Annotated in this window: 13 protein-coding genes; 5 read left to right on the top strand and 8 right to left on the bottom strand. The window is 57.1% G+C overall.

Translation table 11 applies throughout. The features are described 5' to 3' along the window. Window positions 1-62 precede the first annotated feature (62 nt). Window positions 63-1,595, top strand: coding sequence for a histidine ammonia-lyase (hutH, locus tag CLV97_RS12190; RefSeq protein ID WP_106345806.1), 1,533 nt, complete (start codon window positions 63-65; stop codon window positions 1,593-1,595). 5 nt (window positions 1,596-1,600) lie between these two features. Here the strand turns inward: hutH and CLV97_RS12185 are convergent, their stop codons facing one another. Then, window positions 1,601-2,350: a metallophosphoesterase gene (locus tag CLV97_RS12185; protein WP_245891523.1), complete on the bottom strand. Its 750-nt coding sequence runs from the start codon at window positions 2,348-2,350 to the stop codon at window positions 1,601-1,603. A gap of 360 nt (window positions 2,351-2,710) precedes the next feature. On the opposite strand from CLV97_RS12185, the gene CLV97_RS18195 reads away from it, so the two are divergent. After that, window positions 2,711-3,364, top strand: coding sequence for an SGNH/GDSL hydrolase family protein (locus tag CLV97_RS18195; protein ID WP_170070501.1), 654 nt, complete (start codon window positions 2,711-2,713; stop codon window positions 3,362-3,364). Between the two features lie 49 nt (window positions 3,365-3,413). On the opposite strand, the gene CLV97_RS12175 is transcribed toward CLV97_RS18195, so the two are convergent. Continuing rightward, the gene (locus CLV97_RS12175) at window positions 3,414-6,722 is read right to left on the bottom strand and encodes a vitamin B12-dependent ribonucleotide reductase (RefSeq protein WP_245891522.1); all 3,309 of its coding nucleotides are present in this window, start codon (window positions 6,720-6,722) and stop codon (window positions 3,414-3,416) included. A gap of 375 nt (window positions 6,723-7,097) precedes the next feature. On the opposite strand from CLV97_RS12175, the gene dat reads away from it, so the two are divergent. Together dat and CLV97_RS12165 are read left to right on the top strand one after the other, a co-directional pair. Continuing rightward, window positions 7,098-7,967, top strand: a complete 870-nt coding sequence (gene dat / locus CLV97_RS12170; RefSeq protein ID WP_106345849.1) for a D-amino-acid transaminase — start codon at window positions 7,098-7,100, stop codon at window positions 7,965-7,967. A gap of 53 nt (window positions 7,968-8,020) precedes the next feature. Further along, window positions 8,021-8,266, top strand: coding sequence for a hypothetical protein (locus CLV97_RS12165; RefSeq protein ID WP_106345803.1), 246 nt, complete (start codon window positions 8,021-8,023; stop codon window positions 8,264-8,266). Between the two features lie 85 nt (window positions 8,267-8,351). Here the strand turns inward: CLV97_RS12165 and CLV97_RS12160 are convergent, their stop codons facing one another. From CLV97_RS12160 to CLV97_RS12150, 3 genes are all read right to left on the bottom strand, one after another. After that, window positions 8,352-8,474, bottom strand: a complete 123-nt coding sequence (locus CLV97_RS12160; RefSeq protein WP_106345802.1) for a MetS family NSS transporter small subunit — start codon at window positions 8,472-8,474, stop codon at window positions 8,352-8,354. Next, complete coding sequence (locus CLV97_RS12155; RefSeq protein ID WP_106345801.1) at window positions 8,474-9,955, bottom strand: sodium-dependent transporter; 1,482 nt, start codon at window positions 9,953-9,955, stop codon at window positions 8,474-8,476. Before CLV97_RS12155 ends, CLV97_RS12160 begins: the two co-directional genes overlap by 1 nt. Before the next feature lie 211 nt (window positions 9,956-10,166). Then, window positions 10,167-11,339 (bottom strand): serine/threonine-protein kinase, encoded by a 1,173-nt coding sequence (locus CLV97_RS12150; RefSeq protein ID WP_146130483.1) that lies wholly within the window; start codon window positions 11,337-11,339, stop codon window positions 10,167-10,169. Window positions 11,340-11,843: 504 nt separating this feature from the next. Here CLV97_RS12150 and CLV97_RS12145 point away from each other — a divergent pair. Further along, on the top strand, window positions 11,844-12,194 hold the full coding sequence (locus tag CLV97_RS12145; RefSeq protein ID WP_106345799.1) for a hypothetical protein: 351 nt from the start codon (window positions 11,844-11,846) through the stop codon (window positions 12,192-12,194). Window positions 12,195-12,280: 86 nt separating this feature from the next. Here the strand turns inward: CLV97_RS12145 and CLV97_RS12140 are convergent, their stop codons facing one another. From CLV97_RS12140 to CLV97_RS12130, 3 genes are read right to left on the bottom strand one after another with little or no spacing between them, the layout of a single operon-like run. Next, window positions 12,281-13,249: an ArsA family ATPase gene (locus tag CLV97_RS12140; RefSeq protein ID WP_106345798.1), complete on the bottom strand. Its 969-nt coding sequence runs from the start codon at window positions 13,247-13,249 to the stop codon at window positions 12,281-12,283. Window positions 13,250-13,294: 45 nt separating this feature from the next. Continuing rightward, window positions 13,295-13,576 (bottom strand): cory-CC-star protein, encoded by a 282-nt coding sequence (locus tag CLV97_RS12135; protein WP_281257611.1) that lies wholly within the window; start codon window positions 13,574-13,576, stop codon window positions 13,295-13,297. A gap of 19 nt (window positions 13,577-13,595) precedes the next feature. Then, a complete protein-coding gene (locus tag CLV97_RS12130; protein ID WP_106345797.1) occupies window positions 13,596-15,275 on the bottom strand; it encodes a carbon starvation CstA family protein in 1,680 nt (559 codons plus the stop codon). Window positions 15,276-15,346: the final 71 nt, after the last annotated feature.

Raw genomic sequence — 15,346 nt, 5'->3', positions numbered from 1 at the left:
TTTCTAACCTGATCCCCCCTTCCACGTATCACTTCGCTCTGATAAAGGAGGAAAGCGATCTCATGGATCAACGACCCGCCCTCGTCCTGAGCGGCGAAGCCTTGACCCTGAAGGATTTCGCCGATGTCGTCTTCCGCCGCCGCCCCGTGGTGCTCGATCCGAAGGCGATCGAGCGGATGGAGTCTTCCCGTCGGATGGTGGAACAGCTGGTCCTCGAGGAACAGACCGTGTACGGCATCACCACCGGATTCGGGAAATTCAGCGACACGGTCATCAGCCGCGATCAATCGGCGGAACTGCAGCTCAATCTGATCCGCAGCCACGCCTGCGGAGTGGGAGAGCTCCTGCCTGTGGAAGCCGTCCGGGGCATGATTCTGCTCCGGGCCAATGCCTTGGCCAAGGGGTTTTCCGGAATCCGCCCCGCCGTCGTGCAAAGGCTGATCGATCTGTTGAACCGGGAGATCCATCCGTGCATCCCGTCCCAGGGTTCCTTGGGCGCCAGCGGAGATCTCGCCCCCCTCGCCCACATGGCCCTGCCCCTGCTCGGGAGGGGGAATGTGTGGTATCGGGGAAAGCGGATGCCGTCAGACCAGGCCCTCCGTCTCGCCGGACTGGCCCCCGTTGAATTGGAGGCCAAAGAGGGGCTGGCGCTGATCAACGGCACCCAGATGATGACCAGTCTGACCGCTTTGGCTTTGGTCGCTTCCGAGCGCCTCCTGCTCTCCGCAGACATCATCGGTGCGATGACCCTGGAAGCCCTCGGCGGCATCCCCCATGCCTTCCATCCCCTCCTGCAAAAAGTGCGGGGCCACCGGGGGCAGATCACCTCTGCGGAAAACCTGCGCTCCTTGATCCGTGAAAGCCTGCTGGTCAGCCGCCCCGGGCAGAGACGGGTTCAGGACGCCTACAGCTTGCGGTGCATGCCTCAGGTGCACGGGGCCTCCAAGGATGCCTTCCGGTATGTGGAAGGCGTGATCACGCGGGAGATGAACGCGGCAACGGACAATCCCTTGCTTTTCCCCGAGGAGGAACTGGTGATATCGGGAGGAAACTTTCACGGTCAACCCGTCGCCCTCGCCGCCGATTTTCTGGCCATCGCCCTGGCGGAGCTGGCCAACATTTCCGAACGCAGGACGGAACGGCTGGTCAACCCGAATCTGAGCGGCCTCCCACCCTTTCTCACCCGCAGGGGCGGCCTGCATTCGGGATACATGATCCTGCAATACGTGGCAGCATCCCTGGTATCGGAAAACAAAACCCTCTGTCACCCGGCATCCGTCGATTCCATTCCTTCCTCCGCCAACCAGGAGGACCATGTGAGCATGGGGGCCATCGGCGCCAAAAAACTGCAAGCGGTCGTGCACAACGTGACGCGGGTGTTGGCTATCGAATACCTGTGCGCCGCCCAGGCTTTGGAATTTGCCGGGAAAACGCCGGGAGTGGGAACCCGAATTGCCCATCGCCTGCTCCGCGATCGCGTTCCGCCCCTGAAGGAGGATCGCGAAGGATCCCCCGACATCGAGGAAGCCGCACGGCTGATCGAAGAGGGTACCCTGGTCGAAGAAGTGACCAAAGAAATTCCCTTGTCCCTCTGACGCGGTCAGCGGGAGGAAACTTCCTCCAGATGAAGGGGAACGGGACGAAAGTTCAGATAATCGCAGGAAACCAGCTGAAGGTGGATTCCCTCAAACTCCCCTTCAACCGCCTCCTTGTGGGCGGCCCCGTGCAGATGGCCGTAAACGCAGGTGCGCACATCAAACTCTTTCATCACGTCCAGAAAACCGGATGCGGTAATCTTTTTGGTGACCGGAGGAAAATGAAGCATCGCCACCCGGGGCAGGTCCGGGCAATCCCGCACCACCGCTTCCAGCGCCAGTCGAAGGCGCCCCACCTGTCGCTCGTAGATTCTCCGGTCCCTCCCCTCGTCCCAATACCTGTCTCCGGGGAGATTCCATCCCCTGGTGCCGGCAACGGCCACTCCTTCAACGACGGTGTAGTCCGCGTCAATCCACTCCATTCCCCCCGGCAGGGCTTGGCGCACCTTTTTTTTGCTCTGGGCGTAATAACAATGATTGCCGGGGGACATCACCTTCCGCCCGGGCAGCTGGGAGATCCACTCGAAGTCGTGGCGCGCCTCCTCCAGATTCATGCCCCAGCTGATATCCCCGGGAATCAGCACCGTATCCTCTTCCCCCACCGTCTCCAGCCAAGCATCCCGGATCTTCTCGTAATGGCGATCCCATCCGAAAACATCCATCGGCTTGTACACGTCTTCGTCGTGCTCCACATTGAATAATCCCGTCGGTTTGTTGAAGGAAAGATGAAGATCGCTGATCGCAAATATCGCCACTTGCCATACCCCGTCCTTCTACCGGCTTTTAAAATCAGCCGTCAGATTGAATCAACTCAACATCTCCTTACCCAAAAAAGCCGGACGTCATACCCTTCCGCCGGTACGGGGCGGATCGGAAGAAACATCCGCCCTGTCCCCGATGCCCTTCCCGTCATAGAATATCCTGTAACTTCGTTCCGACAAAAGCGGAAAAGGCCGGACCCACTTTCATTTCAACGCTGCAAACCAATCCGCACCGGGCCGCAGGGGGCGCTTCGGATCGAACAAGGCGCCCCCTTTTCTCGACATCCCGTCATCGGACGCGCTGGCTCCGGCGGACCTGTTCCACATGCCTTCAGGGTAAAGGGGAGAACACGATTGAAACCCTTTCACTACGTGGCCTTCGGCGATTCGATCACAGCAGGTTACAGCGCTCCTCGCCGGCGCGGCTTTGTGGACATGCTGGGCTTTCGACTCGGTTCCCGCTTTCCGCGCGTAAGGGTTGCCAACTGCGGAAAAAAAGGGGCGACCAGCGGTGATCTCCTGTTTTACATGACCTTTTCTCCCTTTTTTCATTCCGCTCTCCGGCGGGCGGATCTGATGACGCTCTGGATCGGAGGAAACGACCTCCTCCACGCCTATCTGAAAATGATCCTCTTCCGACACCCGGACGCCATCCCCCGATCCATGCACCGTTACGGCCATCATCTGGATCGGCTGATCGGCGTGATCCGCCGCGCAAACCGCAGTCCCCTGCTCCTTCTAAACCTGTACAATCCCTTCCCCCTTTCCCCTCTGGCCGTCCACCGGGTGGAGGTGATGAACGCCATCATTGACGGAGTGGCCTCCCGGTGGAATATACCCGTCATCGACATCCATGATCGATTTTTGGGGAGGGAGCCTTTCCTGATCGACGGCTTCCGCACGGGCAGCCTTTCAGACTACCGCCTGTTGGGAGAAAACCCGATCCATCCCAACGGGGAGGGCCACCGGGTCATCGCCGAAGCGGTGTGGGAGAAAATCAACGGATAAAAAGAGAGTCCCGTGCCGCAAAAAATCGGCACGGGCACAGGAGGTTTCCTCAGGAACAACCGGTGGTCGCCCCGCAATCGAGGCAAACATAGCAGGAACCGTTGCGCTTGGTCATGCCCCCGCATTCGATGCACAGGGGGGCGCCGCTGCTGGCCCGGATCGCATCCAGATTGTCCTGAGGGGTCACGCCGTCCCGTTCATCTTCTGCGAGACCTCCGGTCACCTCTCTGTATCCCTGATCCAGTTCCTGGTTCGCCCGGGCATCCGCCGCCTCCTGCTCTTCCCGGCGGATTCGCTCCTTCTTGAGACGGTTGGCGTACATTCTCAATTCTTCCTTCTTCGGCGGAACCTGAACAAAGTCGGTCCGGCCCAGATACTCCATCCCGAGCATCCGGAAAACGTAGTCGATGACCGACGTCGCCATCTTGATGTTGGGATGCTCCACCGGGCCCGCCGGTTCAAACCGGGTGAAGGTCATCGAGTTAACGTACTTTTCCAGCGGCACCCCGTGCTGCAGACCGAGGGACACCGCCACGGCAAAGGCGTCCAACAGTCCCCGCATCGTGCTGCCCGCCTTGTGCATGTCGATGAAAATCTCGCCGAGGGAACCGTCTTCGTATTCGCCGGTCCGGACGAAGATCTTCTGTCCGGCAATCCGCGCTTCCTGAGTGAATCCTTCCCGCTTGCGGGGAAGTCTGCGCCGGACGCTGGGCACGTGTCCCGTCGCGTAAATTTCGGTCAGTTTCGTCGCGGCGGAAGCGGCACCGGCGGTAGGCTCCTCCTCCGCTTCATCCTCTTTGTTCTCTCCCCGCGCATTCAGCGGTTGCGAGCTCTTCGAACCGTCCCGGTAAAGGGCCACGGCTTTCAGTCCCAGACGCCAACCCTGCTCGTAGGCGTCCAGGATGTCGTCCACGGTGGCATCGGCGGGCATGTTGATCGTCTTGGAGATCGCCCCGCTCAGGAAGGACTGGGCCGCGGCCATCATCCGCAGATGGCCCATGTAGTGGATGAACCGTTTCCCGTGTTTGCCGCAGGGATTCGCCGTGTCAAAGACGGGATAATGTTCCTCCTTCAAGTGAGGCGCCCCTTCGATGGTCATCATCCCGCAGATCACGTCGCTGGCTTCCTCGATCTCCCGCTGGCTGAAACCCAGTTCCTTCAGCAGATTGAAACCGGGATCACGGTATTCCTCCGGTTTGAAGCCCAGCCGCTTCAGGCAATCTTCCCCCAGGATCCACACGTTGAAGGCGAAGGGAAGCTCAAACACCGTGGGCAGGGCCTTTTCCACCTTCTCCAGATCTTCCTCGGTGAACCCCTTCTCCTTGAGCGTTTCCCGGTTGATGTGGGGCGCTCCCTCCAGGGAGAGGGTTCCCATCACGTACCGGAGAATGTCTTCGATCTGCTCGGAGTTGTACCCGAGATTTTTCAGGGCGGGACGGATCGATTGGTTGGCGATCTTGAAGTACCCTCCGCCCGCCAGCTTTTTAAATTTGACCAGAGCAAAATCGGGCTCGATGCCGGTAGTGTCGCAATCCATCAGCAAACCGATCGTCCCCGTGGGGGCGATGAGGGTGGTCTGCGCGTTGCGATAGCCGTATTTCTCGCCCATCTCCAGGGCCTCATCCCAACTCTCCCGCGCGGCCTTGAGCAGATCCGGGGGGCATTTCGTGGGATGAATCCCCATCGGCTTGATGGTCAGTCCTTCATACTCCTCCTCCGGTGCGTTGTAGGCCGCACGGCGGTGATTGCGGATCACCCTGAGCATGTGCTCCCGGTTGACGGGGAACGCCTTGAAGGGGCCCAGCTCTTTGGCCATTTCCGCCGAGGTGACGTACGCGGTGCCGGTCATCAGCGCGGTGATGGCTCCGGTGATGGCCAAGGCCTCCTCGGAATCGTAGGGAATCCCGGACACCATCAGCAGCGTTCCGATGTTGGCATAGCCCAATCCCAGCGTGCGGTACTCATAGGAGAGCCTGGCGATCTCCCTGGAGGGGTATTGGGCCATCAGGACGGAGATCTCCAAAACGATCGTCCACAGGCGGACCGCATGTTTGAAGGACGGAATGTCGAAGGACCGGGTTTCGGCGTCGTAAAACTTCATCAGGTTGAGGGACGCCAGGTTACAGGCGGTGTTGTCCAAAAACATGTATTCACTGCAAGGGTTGGAAGCATTGATCCGATTGTGGCGGGCCCCCACCTGTCCGTCCATACCGCCGGGGCAGGTGTGCCATTCATTGATCGTCCCGTCGTACTGGACGCCCGGATCGGCGCACTCCCAGGCGGCATGTCCGATCTGATTCCACAATTCCTTGGCGCGGACCACCTTCTTGACCTTCCCGGTGGTCCTGTATTTCAGCGCCCAGCCGCCGTCCTCCTGCAGCGCGTAGAAAAATTCATGGGGAATGCGCACCGAGTTGTTGGAATTCTGTCCCGAGACGGTATCGTACGCCTCGCCGTTGAAGGAGGGATCGTAACCGGCGCGAATGAGTGCACGAACCTTCTTTTCCTCCTCCGATTTCCAGTTGATGAACTCCTCCACATCCGGATGATCCAGGTCGAGGCAGACCATTTTCGCCGCCCGCCGGGTGGTGCCTCCCGACTTGATGGCTCCGGCCGCCCGATCCCCGATTTTCAGGAAGGAGAGAAGCCCCGACGATGTACCCCCTCCGGACAGGGGTTCCCCTTTCCCGCGGATGTTGGAAAAGTTGGTTCCCGTGCCGCTTCCGTATTTGAAAAGACGGGCCTCCCGCAACCACAGATCCATGATGCCGCCCTCGTTGACCAAATCATCCTCGACGGACTGAATAAAGCAGGCATGGGGCTGCGGCCGGCTGTAAGCGTCTTCCCCCTGCTTCACTTCCTCCGTCTCCGGATCCACGTAATAATGGCCCTGCGGCTTGCCGGAGATTCCGTAGGCGTAATGGAGCCCCGTGTTGAACCATTGGGGGGAGTTGGGGGCGGCCATCTGGTTGAGCATCATGTAGACCAGCTCATCGTAAAAGGCCTGGGCATCCTCCTCGGAATCGAAATAGCCGTATCGCTGACCCCAGTCTCTCCAACAGCCGGCAAGGCGGTGAACCACCTGTTTGACGCTCCTTTCGGGCCCGGTTACCGGACGCCCCTCTTCGTCGAGGATGGGTTTGCCCTCCTCGTCCAGCTGGGGAACTCCCGCCTTGCGAAAATACTTGGATATCAAGATGTCCGACGCGACCTGAGACCATCGCTTCGGAACTTCCGCTCCCTTCATTTCAAAGACGACAGATCCATCCGGGTTGGTGATGCGGCAATCCCGCCGCTCATACTCCACGGATTGATAGGGATCTTCTCCGTGACGGGTAAATCGGCGTGGGATTCTCAAAGGGATTCCTCCTCGATCTCAATATGTAGGCACAATGCAATTATATCACTACAATATATTGTGTAAAATCCGGAATTTGCGGTTTCGGGACAAGGAGTCGCATTATCTGCCTCTCTCTGATTCTTCCACGGATTATCGAACCGATTCACCGGTTGATTTTCTCCGGGGATCGTTTCCATCCCGTTTCCATCGATCCTTTCCGGATTTTCTTCTATGTTGCGATAAAGCGGAACTTGAGGCAAACTACAAATAAGACGGAAAACGGTAAAGGATGCCGTTGACAAGGCATATCCCTAAAGCGTGCCCATCCGTCTGGACCGGCTTGCGGCCTGGCCGCGTGATGAAAAAACATCCGCCGACGAGGGGGAATCAGCCGTGATTTTGTGGAACGATCGATTGATCCCGCGAAACGAAGCATCCGTGGACATCGAGGATCGGGGATATCAGTTCGGAGACGGTATATACGAGGTGATCCGCGTTTACGGCGGAAAGGCCTTTTACCTCACGGAGCATCTCAACCGTCTGGAAAAGAGCGCCCGGGAAATCCGTCTGCCGCTTCCCTGGGACTTTGGACTTCTGGCCGAACGGATCAACCAATTGGTGGATGCCAACCGCCTTGTGGAGGGAACCATCTACCTTCAGGTCACCCGCGGCCGGGCTCCCCGCAATCACGCATTTCCTGAAAAGACAGAGCCCGTGCTCGTCGCCTACACAACGGAAGTGCCCCGGCCGGAGGCCATGCTGAAGGAGGGGATCCGGACCTGCACCCACAGGGATATCCGCTGGCTGCGCTGCGACATCAAAAGCCTCAATCTGCTGGGGGCGGTTCTGGCCAAACAGGAAGCCGTCGAAAAGGGGTGCAAGGAGGCCATCCTGGTCCGGGACGGGACCGTCACCGAAGGCAGCTCCTCCAATGTCTTCATCGTCAGGGACGGCACCCTGTACACCCACCCCGCCAACAACCTGATTCTCCACGGCATCACCCGGTCCATCGTTCTGAAATGCGCCGGGGATGAAGGAATTCCCGTGAAGGAGGAGACATTTTCCGTCGACGATCTGTATGCCGCCGACGAAGCCTTCATCACGGGGACGATGGTGGAAGTTTGTCCGGTCATCCGCGTGGATGACAGGAAGATCGGAGACGGCGTTCCCGGCCCCGTCACCCGGCGCCTGCAGAAGGCCTTTGACGGACAAATCGCCCATCAGTGCGGGCAAATGGATGGTATAATGGGTGAAAGGCGCTGATCAAACCCAGATCATCGGGCCTAAACAACTGTCACGGATGGAGGAGGCCGACCATGGGCGGTGTCAAACACATCTTCGACGTGATTCAAGGGCGCGAGGAAGACATGAAGAAACAGATGGAGGAAGCCCTGCAGCACATCGCCGAAGAGATGAAGGATTATGAGGGAATGGTGCTGGTCGCCATCGACAAGGAGGGGAACCCTTGCATTCACACGGTCGGCGTCAATGTCTTTGAAGCCGTGGGACTCATCGAACTGGGAAAACAGATCATCTTGTCGGAAGAACCCGATTCCCCGTAACCCCCGCCCGGCGGGGGTTTTTTGCGGGATCGGATCGGCGTCAACATTGAAAAAAGCCCCCGAGCCAGGGGGGCTTTTTTCGCGATCAGGACTGACTTTCCTGTTGGAATCGCTTCTCCGACTTGATGTGATACCACAGGAAATAGGCCAGCCCTCCCCACAAACCGACGGCGCCGATCAAGAACATGATCCAGGCGGAAACGCTCATCACGCATTCCCCCTTTCCGGCCGCAATCTCATGAAGTACAGGGCACCGATCAGGACGATACCCAGCACGCTCCACCCGAAGGCGAGCAATCCGCTGTAGGGATAACCTTCATAGGGCTTGCTGAACTCGTCGGCCAGCGTCATCAACAACATGACAGTGAGCAGAATCGGCGTAACCCACCGAAGGCAGATGTTCCACCAGCCGCCGAGCCGCACATAGGAAATCTGGTTCGCGTGCTCCCGGAATTCATTCAATTTCCCGGCAATCCAAGCGACCAGAATCACTTCAAGCAAACCGCCGAGGACAATCCCGTACTGGTTGGTGAAATGGTCCACCACGTCGAGGTAACGGAGACCTCCGCTGGTCGTGTAAAGCAGACCGACCAGGAAAGCAAAACCGCATACCCAGTTGACGGCGCTTTTGCGGGACAGATGGAATTTCTCCCGAACGCCGGCGACGACGGGTTCCAAAATCGAAATGGCCGACGTAAATCCGGCAAAGAGGAGCGAACCGAAGAACAGCACCCCGAACAGGGAATTCCAGAAGGGGAAGGCATTGATCACCTGAGGGAAGACGACAAAGGCCAAACCGACCCCCGCCGTGGCCACTTCGTCAACGGCAACCCCCTGCGCGGACGCCAAAAAGCCCAGAGTGGCGAAAACACCGATGGCGGCCATGAATTCAAAGCCGCTGTTGGCCAATCCTGCGATCAATCCGGAGTTGGTCAGGTCCGTCTTATCCGGCAGATAACTGGAATAGGTAATCATGATGGCAAAGGCGATGCTGAGAGAAAAGAACACATGACCGTATGCCTGCACCCACACCTTCGGATCGGCCAAGGCTCCAAAATCCGGGGTGAACAGGACATTCAACCCTTCGGCCGCGCCGGGCAATGTCACTCCGCGAATCGTCACGATGATCAACATGACGATCAAAATGGGCATCAGGATTTTGTTGGCCATCTCAATCCCCCGGCTCACGCCTCGCTGCATGATCCAGTAGGTGACGGCCCAGACGATGACAAAGGGAATGAGAACCTTCCACTGAATGCCTCCAAATCCCCAGAAATCCCCGGAAATGCTGAGGTAGTGATTGAAGAAGAACCCTTCCGTGTCCTCTCCCCACTGGGTTCCGAAGGAATAGTAGGTGTAGCTGAGCGCCCACCCGAGAATCGCCATGTAATAAGTGACGACGAAAAAGGCCACGATGACCTGCCACCAACCGATCCATTCCGCTCCTCTGCGAATGTTTCGAAATCCGAAAGGCGGAGAAGCCTTATATTTGTGACCGATCACATACTCCAGGAGCAAAATCGGAATTCCGGCGGTCAGCAGGGCGATGAAATAGGGAATCAGGAAGGCGCCGCCTCCGTTTTCATATACCACGTACGGATAACGCCAGATGTTTCCCAGACCGATCGCCGAACCGACCGCAGCGAGAATAAAACCCGCTTTTGAAGCCCAACGGTCTCGCTGTTCCATAAAACACCTCTCCTCCACTCCACATAAGTGATATTAATATTTTGTTTTTTTCTACATACGAAATACCATATTCGACAATACTCGACAAATCTCCTTCTTCAGAAAAAGGGTAATCATTACCAAAAACAAACTTGTCCGTCCGATGATCCAAAACGACATCTCCCGGGCAAGGGCGCCCGGGAGAATTCTCAACCCTATCGTTCTTAGGGTTTCAGGAAAGATTGCTTGCAATCCCATCCCGATTGTCCGTCTGACCCGTATCGTCCAACCGAATCGCCCTCAGCCGGTGCAACACGGTTCCCTCTCCCCCCTGAAATTGCACCCAGGAGGGCTTTTCGACCGGAATCGGACCGACGACTCCCCGCTTGTTTCTCCCGCTGTTCTCCATGACCGTGACATAGAGGGGTTCATCCGGAAAATACACTATTTCAAGGATATATCGTTTGCCGGGTTCGACGGGAGGAGTTGTCGGATCCTGATCATTCAGGATGGGTTCTTCACCATCCACTTTTTCCAAAAACAAAACCTTCCCCTGCTCGTCTATGTATATCCCGTATCCCCGGAGCGGCTCTTCCGACACCAGAGCAAGGGTAAAGGAACGATTTTCCCCCCGGGTCAGCTCCGCCCGGATTCGTACCGGTTCCCCTTTCCGCAGGCTGAGGGAGTACACCTGGTCTGAATCATCCAACCGGAATTGAGAAACGGTTTCCAGTTGACGGGGGTGGGCATCCAGGTTCAACGGTTCGGACATCGCCGTGTTTGATGTAAGCTGGATTCCCAGGAGAATGCCGAATACCACCAGAACCGATACCGCTACCGGATACATCCACTTTTTCAAGGGGTTTTTCTTCTCCGGCAGCTGAATGCGGGTGGATTCCGCGAGAGCCAACACATCTTGAAGGGTGTTGGCGGGATCGAAGCAAGCGGCGATCAGCCGCCTCAATTCCGGAGGGATATTTTTTTGATCCTCGATCGACTGGCGCACATCCCCATCCGGTTCCTCTCCGGTCAGCAAAAAATAAAGCAATTCCCTCCATTTTTCATGAAAACGGGGAGGCGACAACTTCTTGAAGTTGAGAAAGAGCACATGCGGATGGTCCTCGTTCATGATCACGTTTCTCGGATCCAACGTGGTAGTCATCGGAAGGGGAAGATTGTACAAATCGACCATCGTCCTCAGCAGCCTGCGAAAAATGCGAAGCGCTTGGATTGGGGGCATCGGGTGCTCCGGATCGACAAGCATGGAGAGCGGCTCCCCGATCATGGGCGGATGGACCAATATGATCCGACGATTTTCTTCGATGACATCATGGATGGGTGCCACGTGGGGGTGGTCAAAATTGCGCAGCACCTCCCGGATTCCCGGAGGAACGAACCGATTCATCTCGATCTCCTGGAGTAAGACCTGATCCCCGTTCGGATCCCTGGCAAGAATCAATTTTCTGTTAAAAAAATGAATGGTATCTACAACCTGAAATCGTTCATAGTACCGCCCCGCGGCTCGGTTATCTGACTGCATCGATGCACTTCCTTCCCACTAAACGTTTTTGCAGCGGCGGAGAAGCGGCAACGAAGTACAAAAAATGAAATAAGTCCTTCCCCTTTGTCGCCATAATGCGAAAAAATATTCTTCTACCAATGTAACATAATTTCAGGGAGGCATACAGGGTGATAAACAATCTCATTGCCCCATTTTCAGTATAACTATGCTACACAAACGCACGGACGGTTGCAATTCCGTCGGGTCAGGAAACCGGTGCTCGTCCCGGCTTCACCGTATAGAAAGCCGCCGATCACGTCAACATATAAAAAAGATTTACCCCCTGCGCCAAGAAAAGCGGGTCTCATCGGGGAAGGATGCCGCAGCAAACGGACGGGAGGTGAAGACTTGTCCTTTCGCAGAGGAGTGTTCGTCGCCTTTTCCCTCTTGTCTCTGATGTTGAACACCGCCTGCCAGCTGACCGAACGGCCTGAAAATCGGGAAGGCCTTGCAAACGACAGCCGATCCTACAGTTACGTCTCCTATCAGAAGGACTACATCACGCGGGCAGCCCTCCAAACGCCGGGGGTGAAGGAAGCGGAGGTGTACTACACGGGCCGTCGGCTGATCGTGAAGATCACGCCGAATCCGGATGTTCCTCCCGACCAGTACGATGCGATCCGGCGAGAAGCCCGCAGGAGGATTTCCGCCTCCGCACCGAGGAATCCCGTTCACATCGTCATCGATTCGGGAAAATAGCCTCCTCCGTCATGGTGAGAAAAAAGGCCCCGCCTGTCTGAAGGCGGGGCCGCTGCATGAAAAAACGGACAGCATACTGGATAGTTTTATTGGATCCCCCCGAAACTTTCCCGTCGGAAGCGTTCGGAGATTGTACGGACCCCTGCGATTCCCTGAATATCCTCGGGTTCCAGCGGGACATACAGGAGGGGAAGGTCGCCGAATCGCTCCTCCACCTCCTTCAAATGGAGTTTTTCCTGCTTTCGTCGCTGCGCCAGAAAGGCACCGTCCGCCTGTTCGGGAATCACCCGGTTGACCACGACACCCCCGACGGGAATCCCATACTTGTTCAGCATCTTTCGGGCATTAAACGCTTCCAGTATGGACAGCCTTTCGGGGTTGACCACAAAATAAAAGGTGGTGTACGACGGGTCGAGAAGCCGCTCCCGGGCGGAGGCAAACCGGTTCTTCCGCCTCTGGAGCAACGCGTACACCCGATCTTCCGGTTGGTCGTCATCTGCCAGGCCCGAAGCATTGTGGAGCATCCGTTGCAATTCACGGGTTTTTCTGCGGCGGGCAAGCATCCCCTCGATCCATACCCCCATCAGTTCCGGCAAAGAAAGCAGTCGCAGGGTGTGACCGGTCGGAGCGGTGTCAAAGACGATCCGGTCGTAAGCGCCTTCCGCCTCGAGGATCACCGACACCATCTCATCGAAGAGGGCCGCTTCATCCGCACCAGGGGAAGCGGCGGCAAAATCCATCTGCCGCTCCACTTCCTTCCACAATCTGGGCGCAGCCAATTCCCGCATATTTTCCTTTACTTCCTCCAGGTAACGACGGGAAGCCCGCTTCGGGTCGATCTCCCGCACATAGAGGAAATCACTCACCTTCAAGCTATCATCCCCGATCCGCACATTCAGCAAATCGCCCAAGGAATGCGCGGGATCCGTCGAAACAAGCAGCGTCCGTTGCCCCTTTTCCGCCAAGGATAAAGCATAGGCGACGGAGCAGGTTGTTTTCCCCACTCCGCCCTTTCCGCCGAAAAAGGCGATTCGCTCACCTGTGTGTCCCTTCACATCCGACGACTCCTTCTGCCTTTTCCAACCCCTGAGATGGGGAACCTAACAGCACCGAAAACCATCCAGAGGCGATTTCTCCATTCCCATGCGCCGATGCCACTCGTGGAAATCCTCCAACATGAAGGGGATCAACTCCAAGGTGTAGTAGGACACCGGATTGGGAATCCCCAGCATCTCGGAAAACGCCAACAGCTTGAAGACATCTTCTTCGTCACGGATCTCCCGTTTCATCGTCCGACGGTACGGGACAAAATACATTTCTTCATAAAAGTTCTTGATCTGTTTCAGATGCTTACGCCACTTCGAAAAGAACGCTTGACTCAACGGGATATCCCTCCTCGGTTCATGCCGAAATCCGGTTCTCTTGTCTCAGGCGGTTCACCGCCAACAGCCCCTCCAATATCAGCCAAGCATTCAGGGCGAGGATGATCGTTCCGATCACCACCAGCAAAGTGTTCCCTTGATTGATGAAATCAATAATGCTGAGCACCATGCTGGACATGGTCATGGCGACGATAAAGATCAAGGGAATCAGCGAAACCAGGTAATTGCGCCCCCACCGCCACAGAATCAGCGTCAGCACCAACAGGGACAAGCCGGCCGTCAACTGGTTGGTCGTCCCGAACAGGGGCCACAGGATCATCCCTCCGGCTCCCGGGTTGGAGGGATCCGCCAGGAAGGCCAGAGCGGCGCAGGTGATCAGCGTGACGACGGTGCTAACATTGATGTTTTGCAGGGATTTGATCTTGTATTGTTCCCCGATCTCGGACAGGATGAACCGCTGCAGCCGCATCGAGGTGTCCAGTGTCGTCGCGGCAAAGGCGATGACCATGATGGAGATAAAGGTCGTCCCGATCGCTTCGGGAATCCCCAGATTGGACAGGAAGTTGCCGGCCCCCGTCACAAAGGCGGCCGTTCCGCCCGCACTGGCCGACTTCCAGCTGGCATAATGCTCACTCCAGGCATCCAGGGAAGCGAAGCCCGCCGCAGTGGCCATGATGGCGGCAAGGGCCAGCATTCCTTCGCCCATCGCTCCGAAATATCCGACAAAGCGGGCATCCGTTTCCTTATCGATCTGCTTGGAGCTGGTTCCGGAACCGACCAATCCGTGGAAACCGGAAATGGCCCCGCAAGCAACCGTGACGAACAAGAGCGGCAAAAGCGGCGGGGCATCCGCCGGCGCCTCCCGGAACGCGGGAGCGATGAACTCCGGATTGCCGGCGAACAGTCCGAGATAAATCACGATCAATCCCAAAAACAGCATGTGGGAGTTGATATAATCCCGGGGTTGCAACAGCAGCCAGACCGGCAAGCGGGAGGCGATGGCCCCGTAAAGGAGCATGATCAGGACCCACCAGGCCGTGGAAGAGAGACCGCCGATCTCCTTCGGCAGCTCCACCGGAAAAGCCTCCCCGACGAAGATAAAGGCGAACAGGAGGACAAGGGCGATGATAGACGGCCAGAAAAGCCCCGCTCCCCGCTTGTACACCAGGACCCCGACCGCGATGGCCACGGGCACCTGCAACCAGTACGGCAGCACGCTGGCAGGGAAGGCGGTGAACAGATTGGCGATGGTCACCGCAAAGACCGCATTGACCAGAACCAACAAAAAGAAAATGATCAGAAGAAACAGATTTTTGGCGCGTTCGCCGATCACATTGCGAGTGATCGAACCGATCGACTCTCCCCGGTTGCGCACCGAAGCCCAAAGGGTTCCGAAATCGTGCATCCCCGCAAAAAAGATCGTCCCCAGGGCCACCCACAAAAGGGCCGGCCCCCAACCCCAGATCATCGCGATGGCCGGTCCGACGATCGGCGCAGCACCCGCCACCGAACTGTAGTGGTGTCCCCACAGCACGAACTTGTTGGTGGGGACATAATCCACCCCGTCGTTAAATTCGTGGGCAGGGGTGCGAAAATTTGGATCCAGCCGGAATACCTTTTCGGAGAGATATTTCGAATAAAACCGGTACCCCAGGAAAAACAAAATAAGTACGCCAATTGTGACAACTAGCGGGCTCATTCTTGACCCCCCTTGGTCTTCAATTCAGAAAGTGGAGTTTTTGCACATTTTTATCGTAATCTGAATCATCC

The sequence above is a fragment of the Planifilum fimeticola genome, assembly GCF_003001905.1.
Classification (GTDB): Bacteria; Bacillota; Bacilli; order Thermoactinomycetales; family DSM-44946; genus Planifilum; species Planifilum fimeticola.
The sequence above is the reverse complement of the archived record's forward strand: the minus strand, read 5'-3'. Positions and strand labels throughout refer to the sequence as shown.

Coding starts and splice junctions, on each gene's coding strand:
- hutH (WP_106345806.1), top strand. CDS start 63: ATGGATCAACGACCCGCCCTCGTCCTGAGCGGCGAAGCCTTGACCCTG.
- CLV97_RS12165 (WP_106345803.1), top strand. CDS start 8,021: ATGGGCGGTGTCAAACACATCTTCGACGTGATTCAAGGGCGCGAGGAA.
- CLV97_RS12160 (WP_106345802.1), bottom strand. CDS start 8,474: ATGAGCGTTTCCGCCTGGATCATGTTCTTGATCGGCGCCGTCGGTTTG.
- CLV97_RS12155 (WP_106345801.1), bottom strand. CDS start 9,955: ATGGAACAGCGAGACCGTTGGGCTTCAAAAGCGGGTTTTATTCTCGCT.
- CLV97_RS12150 (WP_146130483.1), bottom strand. CDS start 11,339: ATGAATCGGTTCGTTCCTCCGGGAATCCGGGAGGTGCTGCGCAATTTT.
- CLV97_RS12130 (WP_106345797.1), bottom strand. CDS start 15,275: ATGAGCCCGCTAGTTGTCACAATTGGCGTACTTATTTTGTTTTTCCTG.